Source organism: Streptomyces lancefieldiae (assembly GCF_031845825.1).
Lineage (GTDB): Bacteria > Actinomycetota > Actinomycetes > Streptomycetales > Streptomycetaceae > Streptomyces > Streptomyces lancefieldiae.
In genome coordinates this window covers 21,552-43,453 of the sequence record NZ_JAVRFH010000037.1, presented here as the reverse complement: position 1 = coordinate 43,453, position 21,902 = coordinate 21,552, and the positions used below count along the sequence as shown (strand labels likewise).

Sequence of the window (21,902 nt, the reverse complement as noted above, 5' to 3'; positions counted from 1 at the left end):
GGTCGCTGAATCGTGGAGAATCTGATTGCGCTGCTGGTGGCGGCGCCTCTGCTCGGAGCGGTGGTCCTGCTGTGCGGCGGCCGCCGACTGGACGCCGTCGGCCACTGGATCGGCACGCTGCTGGCCGCCGCGTCCTTCGTGATCGGCGTCGTCCTCTTCGCCGACCTGCTCGGCAGCGGCGCCGAGGACCGCACCCTGACGCAGCACCTGTTCAGCTGGATCCCGGTGGAGGGGTTCCAGGCCGACGTCGCCTTCCGGCTCGACCAGTTGTCGATGACGTTCGTCCTGCTGATCACCGGCGTCGGCTCGCTCATCCACCTGTACTCGATCGGGTACATGGAGCACGACGAGCGGCGCCGCCGCTTCTTCGGCTACCTGAACCTGTTCCTCGCGGCGATGCTGCTGCTCGTCCTCGCCGACAACTACCTGCTGCTGTACGTCGGCTGGGAGGGCGTCGGTCTCGCCTCCTACCTGCTGATCGGCTTCTGGCAGCACAAGCCCAGCGCGGCCACGGCGGCCAAGAAGGCCTTCCTGGTCAACCGCGTCGGCGACATGGGCCTGTCGATCGCGATCATGCTGATGTTCCTGTGGTTCGGCACCTTCGCCTTCGGGCCGGTGCTCGGCGGCCACGGGGAGGCCGGACTCGCGGGCTCGGCCGACGAGGGCAAGCTCACCGCGATCGCCCTGATGCTGCTGCTCGCTGCCTGCGGCAAGTCCGCCCAGGTGCCGTTGCAGTCCTGGCTCGGGGACGCGATGGAGGGCCCGACCCCCGTCTCGGCCCTCATCCACGCCGCGACCATGGTGACGGCGGGCGTGTACCTGATCGTCCGCTCGGGAGCCGTCTTCAACGGCGCGCCCGACGCGCAGCTGGTGGTCACGATCGTCGGCGCGGTCACGCTGCTGTTCGGTGCGATCGTCGGTTGCGCCAAGGACGACATCAAGAAGGCACTGGCCGGCTCGACCATGTCGCAGATCGGCTACATGGTGCTGGCGGCGGGCCTCGGCCCCATCGGCTACGTCTTCGCGATCATGCACCTGGTGACGCACGGCTTCTTCAAGGCCGGGCTGTTCCTCGGCGCCGGTTCGGTCATGCACGGCATGAACGACGAGGTCGACATGCGCCGCTACGGCGGACTGCGCAAGTACATGCCGATCACGTTCGTCACCTTCGGCCTCGGCTACCTCGCCATCATCGGCTTCCCCGGCCTGTCCGGCTTCTTCTCCAAGGACAAGATCATCGAGGCGGCGTTCGCCAAGGGCGGCACCGAGGGATGGATCCTCGGCGGCGCGGCCCTGCTGGGCGCGGCCATCACGGCGTACTACATGACGCGCGTGATGCTGATGACGTTCTTCGGTGAGGAGCGCTGGCGCAACCGGCCGACTCCGTCCCCGGCGGCGCCCGATGTGGAGCCCGCCGCCGAGGAACGCGGCGAGCACGCCGTACCGCACCCGCACGAGTCCCCGAAGGTCATGACGATCCCGATGATCGTGCTGGCTGTCGGGTCGGTGGCGGGCGGCGCGTTCTTCAGCATCGGCGACCGCTTCCTGCACTGGCTCGAGCCCATCACCGGGCACGACCACGGTGACGCGCCGATCAGCGCCGGGGTGGTCACCGGAGCGACCGTGGCCTGCATGGTCATCGGCGTCGCGATCGCGTGGGCGCAGTACGGACGGCGTCCGGTCCCGGCCGTCGCCCCGCACGGGTCGCTGCTCACCCGGGCCGCCCGGCGCGACCTGCTCCAGGACGACTTCAACCATGTCGTCCTGGTCCGCGGCGGCGAGCACCTCACGCGCTCCCTGGTCTACGTCGACCACACCCTGGTCGACGGGGTCGTCAACGGCACGGCGGCCTCGGTCGGCGGCCTGTCCGGGCGGATGCGCAGGCTGCAGAACGGCTTCGCGCGCTCGTACGCGGTCTCGATGTTCGGCGGTGCGGCGGTCCTCGTCGCCGCGACCCTGCTGATGAGGGCGGTCTGATACCGATGTCCTTTCCCCTGCTGACAGCCACGGCGGTCCTCCCGGCCGTCGGGGCCATCGCCACGGCCGCCGTGCCGGCCGCGAAACGCACCGCGGCCAAATGGCTGGCGCTGCTGTTCTCGCTGGCCACCCTCGCACTGGCGATCGTGGTCCTGGTCCGCTTCGAGCCCGACGGCGACCGCTACCAACTCACCGAGTCCCACTCCTGGATCGCAGAGTTCGGCGTCCGGTACGAACTGGGTGTGGACGGCATCGCGGTGGCGCTGATCGCGCTGACCGCCCTGCTGATCCCGTTCATCGTCCTGGCGGGCTGGCACGACGCCGATCCGCTGGAGACCGGCAGCAGCCGGTGGCGGCCGACCCAGGGCTTCTTCGCCCTGATCCTGGCCGTCGAGGCGATGGTGATCATCTCCTTCGAGGCCACCGACGTCTTCCTCTTCTACATCTTCTTCGAAGCCATGCTCATCCCGATGTACTTCCTCATCGGCGGCTTCGGCGACCGGGCCCACGAGCACGGCGAGAAGACGGCGGCGACACAGCGGTCGTACGCCGCGGTGAAGTTCCTGCTCTACAACCTGGCCGGCGGACTGATCATGCTGGCCGCGGTGATCGGGCTCTACGTGGTCGCCGGGAACTTCTCGCTCACGGAGATCGCCGAAGCACGGGCCAACGGTTCGCTGGACATGGCGACCAGCACGGAGCGCTGGCTGTTCCTCGGCTTCTTCTTCGCCTTCGCCGTGAAGGCGCCGCTGTGGCCGCTGCACACCTGGCTGCCCAACGCCATGCAGGAGTCGACCGCCCCGGTCGCCGTGCTCATCACGGCGGTCGTCGACAAGGTCGGCACCTTCGCGATGCTCCGCTTCTGCCTCCAGCTGTTCCCGGAGGCGAGCAAGTGGGCGACGCCCGTCATCCTCGTCCTCGCGGTCATCAGCATCATCTACGGGGCGCTGCTCGCGGTCGGCCAGCGCGACATCAAGCGGCTGATCGCGTACGCGTCGATCTCGCACTTCGGCTTCATCATCATGGGCATCTTCGCGATGACCAGCCAGGGCCAGTCCGGCGCGACGCTCTACATGGTCAACCACGGCATCTCGACCGCCGTCCTGATGCTGATCGCCGGCTTCCTGATCTCGCGCCGCGGTTCGCGGCTCATCGCCGACTACGGCGGAGTGCAGAAGGTCGCCCCGGTGCTCGCCGGCACCTTCCTGATCGGCGGCCTGGCGACCCTGTCGCTGCCGGGCCTCGCGCCCTTCGTCAGTGAGTTCCTCGTCCTGGTCGGCACGTTCACGCGCTATCCGGTGATCGGCATCATCGCCACCTTCGGCATCGTGCTCGCCGCGCTCTACACCCTCGTCCTCTACCAGCGGACGATGACGGGCCCGGTGAAGCCGGAGGTGTCCGCGATGCCCGACCTGCGGGTGCGCGAGCTGGTGGTCGTGGCGCCACTGGTGGCGCTACTGATCTTCCTGGGCGTCTACCCGAAGCCCGTCACGGACATCGTCAACCCCGCGGTGAAGCAGACCATGTCCGACGTACACAAGACGGACCCCAAGCCTGAGGTGGAGGCGGCCAAGTGAGCGCAACAGCCGTCCACAGCCTGTGGACAACGGCGGCGGCCGACCCGATCGCGAAGATCGACGCGCCGAAGATCGAGTACGGGCAGCTGTCGCCCACCCTGATCATTATCGGCGCGGCGATCATCGGAATCCTCATCGAGGCCTTCGTGCCGCGCAGGTCCCGCTACTACGCGCAGTTGTTCGTGTCCGTCGTCGCGCTGATCGCCGCCTTCGCCGCGGTCGTCGCGCTCGCGGCGGGCGGATACGGCACGACCAAGGCCGGCATCGCGGCGATGGGCGCCGTGGCCGTCGACGGACCGGCCCTGTTCCTGCAGGGCACCATCCTGCTGGCGAGCCTGGTCGGCCTGTTCACCTTCGCCGAGCGACGGCTCGATCCGGCGGCACACGGCAACCGCGTCGACTCCTTCGCCGCGCAGGCCGCGGCCGTCCCGGGCAGCGAGAGCGAGCAGAAGGCGGTGAAGGCCGGGTTCACCACCACAGAGGTGTTCCCCCTGCTGCTCTTCGCCGTCGCCGGCATGCTGGTCTTCCCGGCGGCCAACGACCTGCTGACGCTTTTCGTGGCGCTGGAGGTCTTCTCCCTGCCGCTGTACCTGCTGTGCGCGCTGGCCCGCCGCAAGCGGCTGCTGTCGCAGGAGGCCGCGGTCAAGTACTTCCTGCTCGGCGCGTTCGCCTCCGCCTTCACCCTGTTCGGCATCGCCCTGCTCTACGGCTACGCGGGTTCGATGTCGTACGGCACGATCGCCCAGGTCGTCGACGGCACCGTGCAGAACGTCTCCCCGGCACTCGCCGACACCATGGGCAACGACGCGCTGCTGCTCGTGGGGTCCGCGCTGATCGTCATGGGCCTGCTGTTCAAGGTGGGCGCGGTGCCGTTCCACATGTGGACGCCGGACGTCTACCAGGGCGCGCCGACGCCGGTGACCGGGTTCATGGCGGCGGCGACCAAGGTCGCGGCCTTCGGTGCCCTGCTCCGCATCCTCTACGTCGTCCTGCCGGGCCTGCGCTGGGACTGGCGGCCGGTGATGTGGGCCGTGGCGATCGTCACCATGCTGGCCGGTGCGATCGTCGCGATCACGCAGACGGACATCAAGCGGCTGCTGGCGTACTCGTCGATCGCGCACGCGGGCTTCATCCTCGCGGGTGTCATCGCGACCACGCCGGACGGCATCTCGTCCGTCCTCTTCTACCTGGCCGCGTACTCCTTCGTCACGATCGGCGCCTTCGCGGTCGTCACGCTGGTGCGCGACGCGGGCGGTGAGGCGACGCACCTGTCGAAGTGGGCCGGGCTCGGTCGCAGGTCGCCGCTGGTGGCGGCCGTGTTCGCGGTGTTCCTGCTCGCCTTCGCGGGCATCCCGCTGACCTCCGGGTTCTCGGGCAAGTTCGCCGTGTTCAAGGCGGCGGCGGAGGGCGGCGCGGCCCCGCTGGTCGTGATCGGCGTGATCTCGTCGGCGATCGCGGCGTTCTTCTACATCCGCGTGATCGTGCTGATGTTCTTCAGCGAGCCGCGGCCGGAGGGCCCGACCGTCGCGGTGCCGTCACCACTGACGATGACGGCGATCGGCGTGGGCGTGGCGGTCACGGTGGTGCTCGGCGTGGCGCCGCAGTACTTCCTGGACCTGGCGGGACAGGCGGGTGTGTTCGTGCGCTGACGCGGCGCTCGCCGCGGGAGACGGCGGCCCGGCACCTTTCCTGTGAAAGGCCGGGCCGCCGTCTTGTTGTGCGCGAGTCACTCGCCGCCGGGGCGCGCCTTGATGGCGGTCAGGTCCAGGTCCATCGGGAAGGGCGCACTCACCTTCATTCGCTCGCGGAAGATGCCGACGCTGGTGTAGGCCTCTACGGTCGGCTCGAGTTCGAAGGCGTGCACTGCCGCAAGCCCCTGCTCGTTCTCGATACGCCAGTAGTGGGGGATCTTGGCCCTGGCGTACTTCAGAGGCTTCGTTTCGCGGTCGCGGGAGATGGAATCGGTGGAGACCACCTCGACCGCCAGCATCACGGCCGTGGACGGGAACCGGGTCTGATCCGACTCCGTCCACGCGTCGGCCCGCACGACGACGACGTCCGGTTCCGGCCTGTTCTGCGCGTCGATGTCGATCGTGAACTCACGGAAGACCTCGAACTCGGCTGGGACCAGCGACTGCAACTGCCATTTGAAGAAGTCGACAGCTCGTTCATGAAAGGCGGTCTGCGGACTAACGAAGACCAGGCTCCCGTCGATCAGTTCCGTATGCGGAGGCAGATTCGGAAGCCGGTCCAGGTCGTCTGCGGTCCAGCCGCCCTCCGGCGGGATGGGCCAGGTGGGGGTGGACGCCTTCGGTGCGACGCTCATCAGTGCTCCCATGGGACGGAGTCTCGCGGGTGCAATCAGACTATCCGCCGGAAACGGACGGGTCTCCCGCGAACGTGTGAACGACGATCGTGTCCTTGACGTGGGCAGCGGCAGGCGGCCTGTGGATAACTCCGGAGCTGTCGGTGCGGGCCCCTATCGTTGAGGCAGTGGTCGGGACAGGACGGACCAGGACGGGCGAGGCAGGACGTACGGGGGACACGACGATGGGCGGGACGGGCGTGATCGGCGAGATGGCAGAGGCGGCACAGGCGAGGGACACGGACAGTGAGGCGCTGGCCACGCTGCACCGGGTCTTCGGGTACGAGGCCTTCCGCGGCGAGCAGGAGGCGGTCGTCGATCACGTGGTCGCGGGTGGCGACGCCGTCGTGCTCATGCCGACCGGCGGCGGGAAGTCGCTGTGCTACCAGATCCCGGCCCTGGTCCGGCCCGGTACGGGCGTCGTGGTCTCGCCGCTCATCGCGCTGATGCAGGACCAGGTGGACGCGCTGCGGGCGCTCGGTGTGCGGGCCGGGTTCATGAACTCGACGCAGGACTTCGACGAGCGCCGCGTGGTGGAGGCCGAGTTCCTCGCCGGCGAGCTCGACCTGCTGTACCTGGCGCCCGAGCGGCTTCGGCTGGAGGGCACCCTCGACCTCCTCTCCCGCGGCAAGATCTCCCTCTTCGCGATCGACGAGGCGCATTGCGTCTCGCAGTGGGGCCACGACTTCCGGCCCGACTACCTCGCGCTGGCGCTGCTCGGCGAGCGCTGGCCGGACGTCCCCCGGCTCGCGCTCACGGCGACGGCCACGCACGCGACGCACCGCGAGATCACCGAGCGGCTGAACATGCCGACGGCTCGGCACTTCGTGGCGAGCTTCGACCGGCCCAACATCCAGTACCGGATCGTGCCGAAGTCCGACCCCAAGAAGCAGCTGCTGAGCTTCCTGCGCGAGGAGCACCCCGGCGACGCGGGCATCGTGTACTGCCTCTCGCGCAACTCGGTCGAGAAGACCGCCGAGTTCCTGTCGCGCAACGGCATCGAGGCCGTTCCGTACCACGCCGGCCTGGACGCGGGCACCCGCGCCGCGCACCAGTCCCGGTTCCTGCGGGAGGAGGGCCTGGTCGTGGTGGCGACCATCGCCTTCGGCATGGGCATCGACAAGCCGGACGTGAGGTTCGTCGCCCACCTGGACCTGCCCAAGTCGGTCGAGGGCTACTACCAGGAGACCGGCCGCGCAGGCCGGGACGGGCTGCCGTCGACCGCCTGGATGGCGTACGGCCTCAACGACGTCATACAGCAGCGCAAGCTGATCCAGTCGGGGGAGGGCGACGAGGCGTTCCGACGCCGGGCCCAGTCCCATCTGGACGCGATGCTCGCCCTGTGCGAGACCGTCCAGTGCCGCCGCGGCCAGCTCCTCGCCTACTTCGGACAGGAGCCGGACCCGGCCGGCTGCGGCAACTGCGACAGCTGCCTCACCCCGCCGGAGACCTGGGACGGCACGGTCGCCGCACAGAAGGTGCTCTCGACGGTGGTGCGGCTGAAGCGGGAGCGCGGCCAGAAGTTCGGCGCCGGTCAGATCATCGACATCCTGCTGGGCAAGCGCACCGCCAAGGTGATCCAGTTCGACCACGACCAGCTCTCCGTGTTCGGCATCGGAGAGGAGCTGACCGAGGGCGAGTGGCGGGGCGTCGCCCGACAGATGCTGGCGCAGGGGCTGCTCGCGGTCGAGGGGGAGTACGGCACGCTGGTGCTGACCGAGGCCAGCGGTGCGGTGCTGCGGCGGGAACGCGAGGTGCCGCTGCGCAAGGAGCCCAAGAAGCCGGCCGCGGCCCGGGCGACAGGCGGCGGACGAGGAGACCGCAAGGCCAAGGCCGCCGCGGCGGAGCTGCCCGCGGAGCTGCTCCCCGCCTTCGAGGCGCTGCGCGCCTGGCGTGCGGAGCAGGCCCGCGAGCAGGGCGTCCCGGCGTACGTCATCTTCCACGACGCCACGCTCCGGGAGATCGCGACCGCCTGGCCCACCTCGATCGGGCAGCTCGGGGGCATCAGCGGCGTCGGCGAGAAGAAGCTGGTGACGTACGGGGAAGGCGTGCTGGCGGTACTCGCCGGGCTGGCCGGCGAGACGCCACCGGCCCCTTCCGCCGCGATCGACGCCGGAGCCGGCCGGGACGACTGGCCCGAGACCGAGCCGGAGCCGGAGCCGGACGACTGGATATAGCCGGGCGACCGGACAGCGGGACGCGTCCCGGCACAGCCGTCCTCGGCGTCACAGCGCCCGGCTCGCGTACGCCCTGACGTCGGCGTCGGTGTCGCTCGTGGCGGTGGAGAGCGCCGACCGGGCGTCCTCGGTGGTGGCCGTGTGCCGGGTCAGGGCGAGAACGGCCGCCTTGCGGACGTCGGCGTTCGGATCGGCGAGGGCCTTGGCGAGAACGGGGACCGCGCTGCCGGAGTCGGCGGCCGACAACGCGGTGGCCGCGCCGGCCCGGACCTGCCATGCGGGGTCGGACAGCGCGGTGACCGCCCGTGATGCGAGCGGGGCCGGGCAGCCCGTCTCCGCCAGGGCCGCGAAGGCGGCGCCGCGCACCAGAGCGTCGGGGTCCTCGGTGAGCCGGCCGAGGGCACTGTCGGCGCCGGCATCCGCCTTCAGCGTCCCCAGCGCCTTGGCGGCGGTGACCCGGACCTCGCGGGAGGGATCCGCGGCGGCCGGGGAGAGCGACTCCGCGGCGTCCAGGGAGACCAGACCGCGAACCGCCTCGATGCGCACGGCGGTGTCCGGGTCGGCGAGGGCCGTGGTGAAGGTGCCGGCGCCGCCCAGGCGCAGGACGCGCAACAGGTCGAGGGCGGTGGCGCGTACGACGGGGTCGGACTGGGTCAGTGCCTGGACGAGGGGCTCGCCCAGCGCGGGTTCCGGTGTCAGCGTCTCGACCAGTTCGCGCAGGGAGGCGGCCGCGGCGGCCCGTACCTCGCCGTCGGTGTCGGACAGGGCGGCGGCGAGCGCCGGGCCGGTGCCGGGAGGCACGGTCTCGGTGAGGACGGTGACCGCCGTGCGCCGGACGGCGGGCTCGGGGTCGGACAGGTATGGCCGAAGGACGGTGAGCTCGGATTCGCTCTCGGCCAGGGAGAGGAGTTCCAGCAGCCGGGGCGAGGCCGTGGCGGTCGGCTCGGCGGTGTCGTGGCCGCCGTCGCCCGGCGCGCTCGCAGTGGGTCGGAGCCCCGCCGCCAGCGGCGCGACATCACGTGCGCCGGCCGTCGCCACCTGCTCCGGGTGCACCTCACCGAGGTGCCGGGAGGGACCACCGACCGGCGTGAACTCGTCGATCGGCACCAGATAGGGAGCCACGGGACGCGCCGTGAACTCCATGGCACCGGAGGGGGACTTGTGCAGATCGAGGTGGTGGAACCAGGAGGCGTCGTCGCGCTCGGGAATGTCGACGCGTTCGTGATAGAGGCCCCAGCGGGACTCGGTGCGGGCCAGGGAGGCCCGGGCGGCCATCTCCGCGCAGTCGCGGATGAAGGTGACCTCGGCGCAGCGCATCAGCTCGTGCGGGGTGCGGGCGCCCATCGCCGCGATGTCCGCGCGCATCCGCTCGAACGACTCCAGGGCGAGCGACAGCCGGGCGCCGGACTTCGGCGGGGCCACGTAGTCGTTGACGAAGCGGCGCAGTTTGTACTCGACCTGGGGCTGCGGCGGGCCGTCGGGGTTGCGCAGCGGTCGGTAGACCAGCTCGTGCGCCTGACGCACCTGCTCGGCCGGCAGTTCGCCCGCGTACGCCGTGTACTGGGCGGCGTCCGCGCCCGCCAGGTCGCCGAAGACGAACGCGCCGATCATGTAGTTGTGCGGCACGCAGGCCAGGTCACCGGCGGCGTAGAGGCGGGGGACGGTGGTGCGGGCGTGGTCGTCCACCCGTACGCCCGAGGCGGAGTGGCCGCCGCACAGGCCGATCTCGGAGATGTGCATCTCGACGTCGTGGGTGCGGTAGTCGTGGCCGCGGCCCGCGTGGAAGGTGCCGCGGGTCGGGCGCTCGGTGGAGTGCAGAATGGATTCCAGCGCGGAGACGGACTCCTCCGGGAGATGGCTGAGCTTCAGGTACACCGGGCCGCGGTCACTGGCGACCTCCGCCGCGAACTCGGCCATCATCTGGCCCGACCAGTAGTCGGAGTCGACGAAGCGCTCGCCGTGCCGGTTGACCTGGTAGCCGCCGAAGGGGTTGGCGACGTAGGCGCAGGCCGGCCCGTTGTAGTCCTTGATCAGCGGGTTGATCTGGAAACACTCGATGCCGGTCAGCTCGGCGCCCGCGTGGTAGGCCATGGCGTAGCCGTCCCCCGCGTTGGTCGGGTTCTCGTAGGTGCCGTAGAGGTAGCCGGACGCGGGCAGGCCGAGCCGGCCGGCGGCGCCGGTCGCCAGGATCACGGCACCCGCGCGGACGGTCACGAACTGTCCCGTGCGGGTGTTGAAGCCCGCCGCGCCCACCGCCCGGCCCTCCGCCGTCAGGACCCGCACCGGCATCACGCGGTTCTCGATGCGGATCCTCTCGCGCATCTCGCGCCGCCGCAGTTGCCGGTACAGGACCTTCTTGACGTCCTTGCCCTCCGGCATCGGCAGCACGTACGAGCCGGAGCGGTGGACCTGGCGGACCGCGTAGTCGCCGTGCTCGTCCTTCTCGAACTTCACCCCGTACGACTCCAGACGCTGGACCATGGCGAAGCCGCGGGTGGCGGTCTGGCGGACGGTGGACTGGTCGACGATGCCGTCGTTGGCGCGGGTGATCTCGGCGACGTAGTCGTCGGGTTCGGCGCGGCCGGGGACCACGGCGTTGTTGACGCCGTCCATGCCCATGGCGAGGGCACCGGAGTGCCGGACGTGGGCCTTCTCCAGCAGCAGTACGTTCGCGCCGTGCTCGGCGGCGGTCAGCGCGGCCATGGTGCCGGCGGTGCCGCCGCCGATGACGAGGACGTCGCAGGAGAGTTCTTCGGCGTCGGTGAGGGCGGGAATCTCCACCAGAGGGCCTTTCAGGTGCCGAGGGATGTCAGGACGTCGTGCCGCAGCGCCACGCGCGCCGGGTCGTCGTGGGCCGAGCGGTCCCGGGGACGGGGCACGTCGCGTACGGCGGTGAGACGGCCGGCGCCGAGCAGGGCGACACGGTCGCCGAGGAACAGGGCCTCGTCCACGTCGTGGGTGACGAAGACGACGGTGGCACCGGTGCCGTTCAGCACCTCCACCAGCAGGTCCTGCATCCCGGCGCGGGTCTGGGCGTCGAGGGCGCCGAAGGGTTCGTCCATCAGGACGGCGCGGGGACGTCCGGCCAGCGCGCGGGCCAACTGGGCGCGCTGGCGCTGGCCCCCGGAGACGCGGTGGGGCAGCTGCCGGGCCTGCGCGGCGAGTCCGACCCGCTCCAGCCAGGCCGCCGCCTGCTCCCGGCGTTGGGCTCGGGGCAGGCCCTGGATGGCGAGGGGGAGCTCGACGTTGGCGCGCAGGGTGCGCCAGGGCAGGAGGGCGTCCTCCTGGAAGACCAGTGCCCGGTCGGCCCCCGGCCCGTCGATCCGGCGGCCGTCCTGTTCCGCCGCCCCGGCCAGCGGGGGAAGCAGCCCGGCGAGCGTGCGCAGCAGCGTCGACTTGCCGCAGCCCGAGGGGCCGACCACGGCGAGGATCTCGCCGGGGGACACGTCGACGTCCACGCCGGTCAGCGCGGGAGCGTCCGGGCGGCCGAGGGTGGCGTCCCGGAGCGCGAGGCCGGTGCCGCGGGGGGAGGTCCGTGCGGCGGCCGACGGGCGGGTATCGATCTCGGTCGCAGTCCCGGTCTCGAGATCGGTGGCGGTCTCGGTCTCGGTGTCGGTGTCGGTTCCGGTCAAGGTCGCGGTCTCAGGCCTGGTCTTGATCTCGGTGCCGGTGCCGGTGCCGGTGCCGGTTCCGGTTCCGGTGTCCGCCCCCGTGTCGGTTCCGGTCTCAGTCTCAGTCTCGGACGAGGTGCTCATCGCGTGCCTCCTCGAGTTCGGGTTCCTTGCGTACCGCGGTGCCGGCGCGCGAGGTGGCCGCGCCAGCCCGCGCGGACTTCGGGCGGACGGCGGGGACGTAGGACGTGCGCGGCAGCCAGCGGGTGAGGCGGCGGCCCAGCAGTTCCACGGCCGTGGAGGTCAGCCAGCCCAGCACGCCGATGGTGGCCATGCCGACGAAGACACCCGGGTAGTCGACGACCGTGTAGTCCTGCCAGGTGCGGTAACCGACTCCGTACTGGCCGGAGATCATCTCGGCGGAGATCACGCAGATCCAGGAGACGCCGATCCCGACCGACAGGCCACCGAAGACGCCGGGCAGGGCGCCCGGCAGCACCACCGAGCCGAGCACCCGCCATCGGCCGCCGCCCATGGTGCGCACCGCCTCCTCCCACACGGGGGTCAGCGCGCGCACGGCGTGCCGGGTGGAGACCAGGACCGGGAAGAAGGCGGCGGTGCAGGTGATGAAGACGATGCCCTGTTCGTTGGAGGGGAAGAGGAGGATCGCGACGGGGACCAGGGCGATGGCCGGGATCGGGCGGATCACTTCCAGCACCGGGCCGAGCAGGTCCTCGGCGAGCCGCGAGCGTGCCACGAGCACGCCGGTCGCCACGCCCAGGACGGCGGCGAGCAGGAAGCCGGTGAGGATGCGGGTGAGACTGTCGGTGAGGTCCGTCCAGTAGTCGGGGCCCGCCAGCCGGTCGGCGAAGGCATGGGCCACGTCGGTGACGGTGGGGAACTGGGAGAAGCGCAGCCAGAGGTCGATGTCCTGGCCGGTCAGCAGCTGCCACAGGCCGAGGGCGACGGCGAGCGAGGCGCAGCGCAGCGCATACCGGGTCACGACGCCCGCTCCAGTGCCTCGGCGTAGGTGACGACACGCGCTCCGTCGTGCCCGGCGACGTACGCCTCGGCGGTCGCCGGTGCGACGAAGGGCAGGAGCGCGGAGCCGTCGGACACCCACACCGCCTGGTCGGCGAACCACAGGGTGCCGGTGGTGGTGTCGGGGACGTAGGCGGCCCGGACGGCGTCGCGATGCTCGGCCACGTGCCGCAGCAGCGCCGTGGGGGAGGTGAAGGCGACGGTCTTCTGCGCGCCCTTGGGCCAGACCTCGCCGGCCGGATTCGGGGGTGTGGCGGAGAGCCGTTCGGCGTACTCCTTCGGGCCGAGCGCCTTCTTCACGTACTGGTCGTCGACGAAGGCGTCCACGTCCACGTCGCCGGTGAGCTTGGCGTCCTTGAGGATCGTCACGTCCTCCTTCAGGGCCGCGACGAGCTGTGGCTTGATCGCCGGGTCGAAGGTGGCGATGCCCTGGGCGCCGTTGTAGAGGTAGACGGCCTCGGCGGGCAGGCCGGTGGCCTTCGCGACCTGCTCGGCGGCGGCCACCGGGTGGCCTTCGAGGTAGTCGGTCGCCTGTGTCTGCGCTTTCAGGAACGCCTCCAGCACGGCCGGGCGCTTCTTCGCGAAGTCCTCGCGGGCGGTGACGCCGTGGAAGGTGGGCAGGTTCAGCTGCGCGCCGTCGTACAGTGCCTTCGCCTTGCCCTGGTGGGCAAGCAGTCCGGGCCAGGCGACGAACTGCGACAGGGCGTCCGCGCTCCCCGAGGAGAGGGCCGAAGCACCCACCGCGGGCTGCTGGTTGAGTTTCTCGATGTCCTTGTCGGCGTCGAGGCCGGCGCGTTGCAGGGCGCGTACGAGGGTGCCGTCGGCGGCCGAGCCGACGCTCGTCGAGACCTTCTTGCCCTTGAGGTCCTTCAGGGAGGTGAGGGAGGAGCCCGGTGCGGTGACGATGGTGTTGAGGCCGCCGAGGAGGTTGTAGCCGGTGACCGAGACCAGGCGGGTCGGCTTGCCGAGCTGCTTGCCGCGGGCCGCGTTGATGAGCAGCGGGAAGTCGCCCATCGAGCCGATGTCGATCTTCCCGGCGGTCATCTGGGCGGTGATGGGGGCACCGGTCGCGTAGTCCTGCCAGTTCACCTTGTAGGTGACGCCGTCACCGAGGGCGTTGAGCTGTTCCTCGAAGTAGCCGAGGGAGCGCAGGAGGGTGCCGGCCGTGACCGTGTTGATCGTCCTGGACTGGTAGCCGACGGTGACGGTGACCGTGGAGCCGTTCCCGTCGGCCGACGCGTCGCCGCCGCAGGCGGTGAGGGGAAGGAGCAGCGCGGCGACGGCCGCGGTGGCGAGGAGTGCGGTGCGGTGGGGTTTCATGGGCGTCGGGCCTCTCACCGGAGCAGGTAGGGCATGTTGACCGTGACGGCCCCGGTGGGGCAGCGGGCGGCGCACGGGCCGCAGTACCAGCACTCGTCGACGTGCATGTACGCCTTGCCGTTGCTCTCGTCGATGGCGAGGGAGTCCAGCGGGCACATGTCGACGCAGAGCGTGCAGCCTTCGATGCACTTGGACTCGTCGATGGTCACGGGCACGTCGGCCCGCTGGGGCGCCAAGGGCATGGCTGTCTCCAGGGAGGGTGCGCGAAAGAGGGTGTTTACAGGGACCGGTGCAGAAGGCCGTTCATCGCGATGCGGTCGCCGCGGAAGCGGATGAACTCCAGGTCCACGGGCCGGCCGTCCGCGAGGTGGGTGAGGCGTTCGAGCATGAGGACCGCCGCGCCGCGCGGAGCCTCCAGTACGGCGGCGGAGTGCGCGTCCGCGGTGACGGCCTCCAGGGTGATCTCGGCGTGGCCGAGAGGCCGCCCGGTGACGGACTCCAGGAGGCGGAAGACGTCGGTGTTCTCGAGGTCGGCGCCGAGCAGTTCGGTGCCGATGTCGAGGGGGAGATAGGTGAGGTCCAGGGAGAGGGGGACGCCGCCCAGGCGGCGCAGGCGTTCGATGTAGAGGACGTCGGCGCCGGGTGGGACGCGGAGGCGTTCGGCGACCGGAGCGGGGGCCGGGACGGGGACCGTCGTCCGGACCTCGTTGGTGACCCGGCCGTGTTCGTGGAGGGTTTCCGCGAGGCCCATCAGACGGTCCAGTCCGTGGGCGTACTTACGGGCCACGACCACGGTGCCGACGCCGGGCTGACGGGCCACGAGGCCTTCGGCGCGCAGGAGGTCGAGAGCCTGGCGGACGGTGTTGCGGGACGCGTCGTACTCGCCGACGAGGGCGTCCTCGTGGGGGAGCACGCCGTCCGGGAAGGCGTCGGTGAGGAGTTGGCGGCGGAGCAGGTCGGCGAGCTGCCGGGCCCGGTCCGCGCGCAGCCGACGCCGCGTGCGGTGGGCGGCGACGGTGGTCGCGCCCTGGCCGGCGTGGTCTCGGATGCGGTCGGTGGCGGGCATGGCCGGAACCATACCTATTCGGTGGGGTTGGTGGTGTTGCTGGATTGTTGCGCCACCGGGGGCTCCGCCGGTCGGGCGGGTGAGCTGGGGTTTTCCGCCGGGGCAGGGGAGTTCTGCCACCGGTGTGCCGCCACCGGTTGCCGCCCTGGGGCGCAGCCACCGGCGTGCCGCCCTCCGGCGGCCCACGGGGTGGCCTGCGGGGGAGCGGGCCGAACGCGGGAGCGGGACCACTGTCCGCTGGATGTGCCGGACGTGGCGGTGCCGACGGTTATGCCAGGGCCGTCAGGCCCGGGGCGAAGGTGATCAGCAGGGGGAGGAACGGGACCAGCGCCGCGGTCGCCGTGGTCAGGGCGCGGTGGCGCGGGGTCAGACGGGGTGGGGGCTCCAGGAGGCGGTCGACTCGTTCGCCGAGGAGGCGGTGGCTGGAGGAGCAGGACAGGACACCGCGGTGCTGGTTGAGCTCGATCAGGGCCAGCGCCGTGGTCAGGTGGCCGCAGCGGCGGGAGGCGGTGTCGTCGGCGGAGAGTTCGACCAGCCGGTGGGTCTGGTCGCAGAAATGGGTGAAGAGCGGTACCCGCGGGAAGCCGGTGGCCAGGGCGGTGGACAGATGCAGCAGCCAGTCGTGGCGGGCCCGCGCGTGGCCGCGCTCGTGGGTGAGGACGGCGTCGAGCTGGTGATCGGTGAGGCGGTGCAGGGCGCCGGTGGTGACGACCAGTTGAGGAGGGGCCCCGGGCATCCACCAGGCGTCCGGGTACTCGTCCTCCAGGACCAGCAGGGGACCGCGGGCGGCGGGGAGCCCGGCGGGCAGGTCGGGGGCGCGTTCGCGCAGGTGGGCGCGGGACCGGGCACGGCGTCGGCGGGCCTCGACGAGCTCGCGGGCGAGCATGGCGGTCGTCCAGGCGGCGCCGCCGGCCAGCAGCAGGGTGAGCGCTGCCGCCCAGGTCGGGCCGGCGGAGAGGTCGTAGGCCGCGGTCACCGCGGGCGGCGCTGGTGCGAAGAGCTGGGCGCGCACCGTGCCGAAGACGGCCGCGGCGCCGAGGACGAGGGCCGTCAGGCAGCACAGCAGTACGGTGGCGACCAGGCACTGCCATACCCACAGCGCGACCACGGGATCCCGTTCGGGCCACGTGGACCGGGTCAGCGCGCGCGGTGCCGGTACCGCGGCGGTCACGGCGACGACGAACAGCAGGAGCAGGCAGACGGTCATGCCACGGGCTCCGGATCCTGGTCGGAAGGGCGGCTCTGGCTTGCTGGGTCGTGCGGGGCTGTGCTGGGTGGTGGGGGCTGTGCGGGGTCGTGCGGGCTGTGCTGGGTGGTGCGGGCTGTGCGGAGGGCTGTCTTGCTGTGGGGCTGCGCGGCGGTGAGGGCGGCTCCGGTCGTGCGGTGCTCCGAGTCGTATCCGGGGCCCGCGTCGTGTGCGGCCCTCGAACACTGCCCGGGAGGGCGAACGTGCCGCGCACACCGCCCGACGCCAGTATGACGGTGACGGGCGGTGTGAGTCAGGTGCCGACGGGCAACGGGTTCGGGACCGGGCGCGGAGGCTACCGCTGCGCCGCCCGGCCGACCACCCGCCCGGTCACCTCTCCCAGCCCCACCCGGGTGCCGCCCGGACCCGGCGCCCAGGCCGACAGGGTCACCACGTCCCCGTCCTCCAGGAACGTCCGCTTGCCGTCGGGGAGTTCCAGCGGGTCACGTCCGTTCCACGTCAGTTCCAGCAGCGACCCGCGCTCGCGCTCGGCCGGTCCGCTCACCGTGCCCGAACCGTAGAGGTCGCCGGTGCGCAGCGAGGCGCCGTTGACGGTCATGTGGGCCAACTGCTGGGCGGCCGTCCAGTACATGGTGGAGAACGGCGGCTCGGAGACGACGTGACCGTTGACGGCGACGGAGATCCGCAGGTCGTAGCCGCCGGGGCCGTCGCCCTCCCCGTTCGTGTCGTCCAGGTAGGGGAGCAGTTCGTGCGTCCGTTCCGGCGGCGACACCCGCGCCTCCTCCAGGGCGTCCAGCGGCGTGATCCAGGCCGACACCGACGTGGCGAAGGACTTGCCGAGGAACGGGCCGAGGGGGACGTACTCCCAGGCCTGCACGTCCCGCGCGGACCAGTCGTTGAGCAGGCACAGCCCGAAGACGTGCTCGCGGAAGTCGCCGAGCGCCACCGGGCTGCCCGGCTCGGACGGCACGCCCACCACGAAGCCGACCTCCGCCTCGATGTCGAGGCGGACGGACGGGCCGAAGACGGGGGCGGCGTCGGCCGGGGCCTTGCGCTGGCCGGACGGCCGTACGACGTCCGTGCCCGACACGACGACCGTGCCGGAGCGGCCGTGGTAGCCGATCGGGAGGTGCTTCCAGTTGGGGGTGAGGGAGTCGGCGGCGTCGGGACGGAAGATCCGGCCGACGTTCCGCGCGTGGTTCTCGGAGGCGTAGAAGTCGACGTAGTCCGCGACTTCGAAGGGCAGGTGCAGGGTCACCGACGACAGCGGGTGGAGCAGCGGGGCCAGGGTCTCCCGGTGGGAGGGGACCGTCACCCAGGCCGTCAGCGCGCGCCGTACGTCGGACCAGGCGGTGCGGCCGGCCGCCAGCAGCGGGTTCAGGGTGGGCCGCGCGAGCAGGGAGGCGTACGGCGATCCGAGCGCGTGGGCCGCCGCGCCGGCGTCGAGGACGTGGTCGCCGAGCCGGACGCCCACCGTCCGCTCCTGCGTGCCGGGGATCGAGAACACGCCGTACGGAAGGTTGTGCGGGCCGAAGGGGTCGCCCTCGGGGACATCGAAGGGGGGCATCGGGTGCTGCCTCGCTTTCGTGCTCGCCATGTGCGCCGTGCGCGCCGTGTGCGCCACGTGATCCGTGGCCGGGCCACACGTTACGGGGGACATACCGGTCTTGGGCAGTGCACCGCGAGGTGGCGGTGCGTGGCGGGGAGGGCGCGTTCAGGCGGGCTGACGTGCGGGGAGTGAGCCGGGCGCCGGTACGAGAGGCGCGGACAGTGGCCGGTGGGGCGGTTGCTTCGCCGCCCGCGTACGCCCGCGTGAACGGACGGGGCTGTGGCGCTCCGCATCCGGTTGTGTGCGGGAAGTTGTCCACAGGCCGGTACGCAATCTTGACGGAGCGGTGCGAACGGGGTGACTCTGGGCGGGTGCCGGAAGGCCTCGGGGAGGGGGCGTTCGAGGGCACACCAGGGGGGCGGATGGCCATTGGGGAGGCCGGTCCGGGATCGGTGCGGGATGGTTCGCGGCCGAGGAGACGGCTGGAAGAGACCATGCGCGGCCGACTCGGCCGGGAATGCGTGTACGTACCGTCATGCCGTTTCGGGTTGTACGTGGCACTGCGCCACTGGTGCCCGCCCGGCGGCCGGGTGCTGATGTCGCCGGTCAACGACGACGTCATCTTCTTCGTCGTGCTCGCGGCCGGACTGCGGCCGGTGCAGGCGCCGCTGAAGCCGTCGGACGCGTCCATCGACATCGATGCCGTGCCCGCGCAGGTGTGGGGCTCGTTGTCCGCCGTGCTGACGACGAACCTGTACGGGAACCCCGACCCGGCCCCGGAACTGCGCGCCCGCTGCGACGCGTTGGGCATCCCGCTGCTCGAGGACGCGGCGCACGCCATCGGCAGCGAGGTGGGCGGCCGGCCGGTCGGTGCCTGGGGCGACGCCTCCGTCTTCAGCCTGTCCAAGCATGTCGGCGCCAAGGCCGGAGGCATCCTCGCGCTCGCCGACCCGGGTCTGCGGGAGGCGCTGGAGAAGACCTGCGACGAACTGCTGCTGCCGCGCAGCACGACGGCCGAGCTCGCCTACGCCGTACGGCCGTACGCGGAGGCGGCGGTGCGAGGGCTGGGACTGCGGCGGGCCGCCTGGGCCACGATGCGGCTGCTGGGGTTGATGGAGCGGGAGGAGATCCGGATGCCGCTGCGTCCCCAGGAGCTGGCCCGCGCGGTCGCCACCGCCCCCAATCTCGCCGCGCACGATCCATGGGTCCGCGTGGACATGCACGACTACCGGCTGCGGTCCGGCCGGTTCCGGCTCGGACGCGTCGGGCGCAGGCTCGACCGGCTGGACGGCGTACTCGACGGCTGCCGGGCGGGGGCGGAGCTGCTGCTGTCGACGCGCTGGGCGAAGCCGGCCGTGTGGGGAGGTCCGGGAAGCCGGCCGCCGGGCGTGGCGCCCCCGTTGTTCCGGGTGCCGTTGTTCGTGGCGGACCGGGACGCGGCGGAGCGGGCGCTGGCCCGGCGCGGCATCGTCGTCGGCTACCTCTACGATCCGCCCCTGGACGACTACGCGGGCGCCGCCTTCACCGACCTGTCCCCGTCCCCCGAGGGAGCGCGCTGGTTCGCCCGGCACGCGCTGCCCGTGGACCCGCGGCGCGCCCGTGCGGTGGTCGCGGCGCTGGAGGAGTCCGGGGTGCGGCCGGCCGAGGTGCCGGAAGGGCTGGGTCCGTCCGGTGGCTGAGACCCAGGTGCACGTGACCGCCGCGGCACCCGCGGCGGGCGGCTCGAAGCCGCCCGGGGGAGGGCGTGGCGGCGACTCGCTCTTCAAGAACGCCTACTTCCTCATGCTCAGCACCGGTGTCTCCGCCGTGCTCGGCCTGGGTTTCTGGCTCGTGGCCGCGCGTTACTACTCGGAGGAGGCCGTCGGGCAGGGCTCGGCCGCCATCGCCGCCATGCGGCTGCTCGCCAGCATCACGGCGACCACGATGATCGGCGCCGTGGTCCGTTTCGTGCCGCGCGCCGGCCGCGCCACCGGGCCGCTGGTGTGGCGTGCGTACGTGGCCAGTTCGGTGGTCGTCGCCCTGGCCGCCGTCGTCTTCCTGCTCACCCTCGACCTGTGGGGGGCGTCCTACGCACCGCTGGGCACCGCCCAGGCGGGGACGCTGTTCGTCGCGGCGTGCGTGGCCTGGGCGCTGCTCACCCTCCAGGACGGGGTGCTGACCGGGTTGCGCAGGGCCGAGTGGGTGCCGGCCGGGAACGCGGTGTTCTCGGTCGGGAAACTGGTCCTCCTGGCCGTCTTCGCCGGCACGCTTCCGGTGCTCGGCATCTTCGTGTCGTGGGCCGTGGCCATCGCCTTCTCCACGCTGCCACTGGGCTGGCTGATCTTCCGCAGACTCATCCCGCGCCAGGCCGCCGCCGACCACGACGTGGAGCCGCCCGAGGCCCGGGAGATGGGCCGCTTCCTGGCCGGGGACTCGCTGGGCGCGCTGTTCAGCCTCGCGATGATCAACCTGCTGCCGGTGATGGTCGCGGTCCGCTTCAGCGCCGCGGAGAACGGCTACTTCTACGTCGCCTACACCGTCGGCGGCACGATGGAGTTCATGGCCATCAACATGGCCTCCTCCCTCACCGCGCACGCCTCGCACGACCCCCGCCGCCTCGCCGACGGCGTCCGCGGTGCGCTGCGCCGCATGACGCTGCTGCTGGTGCCGGTGGTGCTCTTCCTGGTCGTCTTCGCCCCGCAGATCCTCGCGCCCTTCGACGCCGACTACTCCGAGCACGGCTCCACGGTGCTGCGGCTGCTGGCCATCGGTGCGCTGCCGCGCATCGTCGTCGAGCTGTACATAGGAGTGCTGCGCGTCCAGGGGCGCACCGGCGTGCTCGCCGCCGTGCAGGGCACCATGTGCGTCCTCGTCCTGGGCAGCGCGGCGATGCTGTTCACGCCGGCCGGGATCGCGGGCGCCGGCTGGGCGGTGCTGTTGAGCATGACGGTGGTCGCCGCCGGATGCGCGCCCGGACTGCGCGGCGCCCTCCGCGGCATCGAGGACGCCGGCGGCAAGGGGCCGCGCACGGACAGGAGGCGGCGCTGGGGCAGGGGTCCGGCCGCTACCGGGCCGGACTACGGCACCCGGTGGGCGCGGCTGAACGCGACCGCCGGCTACGGCACCAACTGGGCGCGCTGGGCGGCCTACGGGCACAAGGGCCCGGACGAGGACACGGTCGGCCTGTTCATCGGGCGGCCCGGATACGAGCGCGAGGCACTGCAGGCGGACACGCTGGCGCTGGTCGTGCGACCGCACCACGCCGCCCCCGACGCCGAGGCCGCCCCCGACGTCGGCGCCGACGCACGGGCCGACGGGCCGGACGGGAGGGCGCCTGCCGCGGGGGAGGGGCCCGACGATTCCCGGGAGCGGTGGCTGAGGGGCGCCCTGTGGTGCCTGCTCGCCGCCGCCACCGTGGTCTTCTGGGCCGCGCTGCGCGGCCTGCCCTGGCTCGACGGCGCGTCCGGCGCGTCCGGGGACGCCAGTGGTGTACTGACCGGGCGGCAGCTGCTGGAGTGGCTGCCGTTCCCGGCGCTCGTCGCGGGAGCCCTGCTGCTCGTGGTGTTCGTGGCGTCGGTGACGCTGTGCGCGGCGCGTGCCACGTGGTTGTCGGGGACGGCTCTGGGATCCGCACTGCTCGCCCTGCACACCGCGCCCGTGGCCCTCGGGTGGGAACCCCGACCGGTCGACGGGGCGTGGTACGAACGGACGGCCGGGGTCCTCGTGGAGGCGGTGGGACTGCGCGGGACCGAGCCGCTGCTGCGGTGGGTGCCGCAGGCCGCGCTTCTCCTCTGCCTGGTTCCGCTGTGGCTGCTGCTCGCGCGCGCCGTCGGGCGGCTGACGTGGCAGGGGTGCTGGGGGGTCCTGTACCTCGTCGCGGTGAGCGGCTGGGTGTGGCGGCAGGCGCTCGTCCCCGCAGCGCTGCCGCTCCTCGCCGCATTTCTCCTGCTCCTGCTGGCCGACCGCACCGCCTCGATGCGGTGGCTCCCGCCCCGGTGGAGGCGCAGCGGCCGACCCGGCCCTTGACCGCCGG

At 72.0% G+C, this 21,902-nt stretch carries 15 protein-coding genes; 6 read left to right on the top strand and 9 right to left on the bottom strand.

Annotated elements, in window-relative coordinates:
* The first annotated feature begins 12 nt into the window (after positions 1-12).
* From nuoL to nuoN, 3 genes are read left to right on the top strand one after another with little or no spacing between them, the layout of a single operon-like run.
* The gene (nuoL, locus tag RM812_RS28880) at positions 13-1,977 is read left to right on the top strand and encodes an NADH-quinone oxidoreductase subunit L (protein WP_311578535.1); all 1,965 of its coding nucleotides are present in this window, start codon (positions 13-15) and stop codon (positions 1,975-1,977) included.
* A 5-nt stretch (positions 1,978-1,982) separates the two neighbouring features.
* Entirely contained in the window at positions 1,983-3,554 is a 1,572-nt protein-coding gene (locus RM812_RS28875) for an NADH-quinone oxidoreductase subunit M (RefSeq protein WP_311578532.1), read from the top strand.
* Positions 3,551-5,203: an NADH-quinone oxidoreductase subunit NuoN gene (gene nuoN / locus RM812_RS28870; protein WP_311578529.1), complete on the top strand. Its 1,653-nt coding sequence runs from the start codon at positions 3,551-3,553 to the stop codon at positions 5,201-5,203. Before RM812_RS28875 ends, nuoN begins: the two co-directional genes overlap by 4 nt.
* 77 nt (positions 5,204-5,280) lie before the next feature.
* Here nuoN and RM812_RS28865 read toward each other — a convergent pair whose 3' ends face one another.
* Positions 5,281-5,880, bottom strand: coding sequence for a Uma2 family endonuclease (locus RM812_RS28865; RefSeq protein WP_311578706.1), 600 nt, complete (start codon positions 5,878-5,880; stop codon positions 5,281-5,283).
* 224 nt (positions 5,881-6,104) lie between these two features.
* On the opposite strand from RM812_RS28865, the gene recQ reads away from it, so the two are divergent.
* The gene (gene recQ, locus RM812_RS28860; protein WP_311578526.1) at positions 6,105-8,096 is read left to right on the top strand and encodes a DNA helicase RecQ; all 1,992 of its coding nucleotides are present in this window, start codon (positions 6,105-6,107) and stop codon (positions 8,094-8,096) included.
* Positions 8,097-8,144: 48 nt separating this feature from the next.
* Here recQ and RM812_RS28855 read toward each other — a convergent pair whose 3' ends face one another.
* The 8 genes from RM812_RS28855 to fahA form a co-directional block, all read right to left on the bottom strand.
* Positions 8,145-10,877, bottom strand: a complete 2,733-nt coding sequence (locus RM812_RS28855; RefSeq protein ID WP_311578523.1) for a fumarate reductase/succinate dehydrogenase flavoprotein subunit — start codon at positions 10,875-10,877, stop codon at positions 8,145-8,147.
* An 11-nt stretch (positions 10,878-10,888) separates the two neighbouring features.
* Positions 10,889-11,659, bottom strand: coding sequence for an ABC transporter ATP-binding protein (locus RM812_RS28850; RefSeq protein ID WP_311578703.1), 771 nt, complete (start codon positions 11,657-11,659; stop codon positions 10,889-10,891).
* Positions 11,660-11,828: 169 nt separating this feature from the next.
* Entirely contained in the window at positions 11,829-12,710 is an 882-nt protein-coding gene (locus RM812_RS28845; RefSeq protein WP_311578520.1) for an ABC transporter permease, read from the bottom strand.
* The gene (locus RM812_RS28840) at positions 12,707-14,068 is read right to left on the bottom strand and encodes an ABC transporter substrate-binding protein (protein WP_311578516.1); all 1,362 of its coding nucleotides are present in this window, start codon (positions 14,066-14,068) and stop codon (positions 12,707-12,709) included. Before RM812_RS28840 ends, RM812_RS28845 begins: the two co-directional genes overlap by 4 nt.
* 14 nt (positions 14,069-14,082) lie before the next feature.
* Complete coding sequence (locus RM812_RS28835) at positions 14,083-14,310, bottom strand: 4Fe-4S dicluster domain-containing protein (protein ID WP_189876099.1); 228 nt, start codon at positions 14,308-14,310, stop codon at positions 14,083-14,085.
* A gap of 35 nt (positions 14,311-14,345) precedes the next feature.
* Positions 14,346-15,134, bottom strand: coding sequence for a GntR family transcriptional regulator (locus RM812_RS28830; protein WP_311578509.1), 789 nt, complete (start codon positions 15,132-15,134; stop codon positions 14,346-14,348).
* Between the two features lie 268 nt (positions 15,135-15,402).
* Positions 15,403-16,341, bottom strand: coding sequence for a M56 family metallopeptidase (locus tag RM812_RS28825; RefSeq protein ID WP_311578506.1), 939 nt, complete (start codon positions 16,339-16,341; stop codon positions 15,403-15,405).
* Between the two features lie 334 nt (positions 16,342-16,675).
* On the bottom strand, positions 16,676-17,908 hold the full coding sequence (fahA, locus tag RM812_RS28820; protein WP_311578503.1) for a fumarylacetoacetase: 1,233 nt from the start codon (positions 17,906-17,908) through the stop codon (positions 16,676-16,678).
* Positions 17,909-18,384: 476 nt separating this feature from the next.
* Between fahA and RM812_RS28815 the strand changes: the two genes are divergently transcribed.
* Both RM812_RS28815 and RM812_RS28810 read left to right on the top strand, forming a co-directional pair.
* Positions 18,385-19,569 carry a DegT/DnrJ/EryC1/StrS family aminotransferase gene (locus tag RM812_RS28815; RefSeq protein WP_311578500.1) on the top strand — a complete coding sequence of 395 codons (1,185 nt, stop codon included), beginning with the start codon at positions 18,385-18,387 and terminating at the stop codon, positions 19,567-19,569.
* Entirely contained in the window at positions 19,562-21,895 is a 2,334-nt protein-coding gene (locus RM812_RS28810; protein WP_394816529.1) for a lipopolysaccharide biosynthesis protein, read from the top strand. The genes RM812_RS28815 and RM812_RS28810 overlap by 8 nt, the downstream gene beginning before the upstream one ends.
* Positions 21,896-21,902 lie beyond the last annotated feature (7 nt).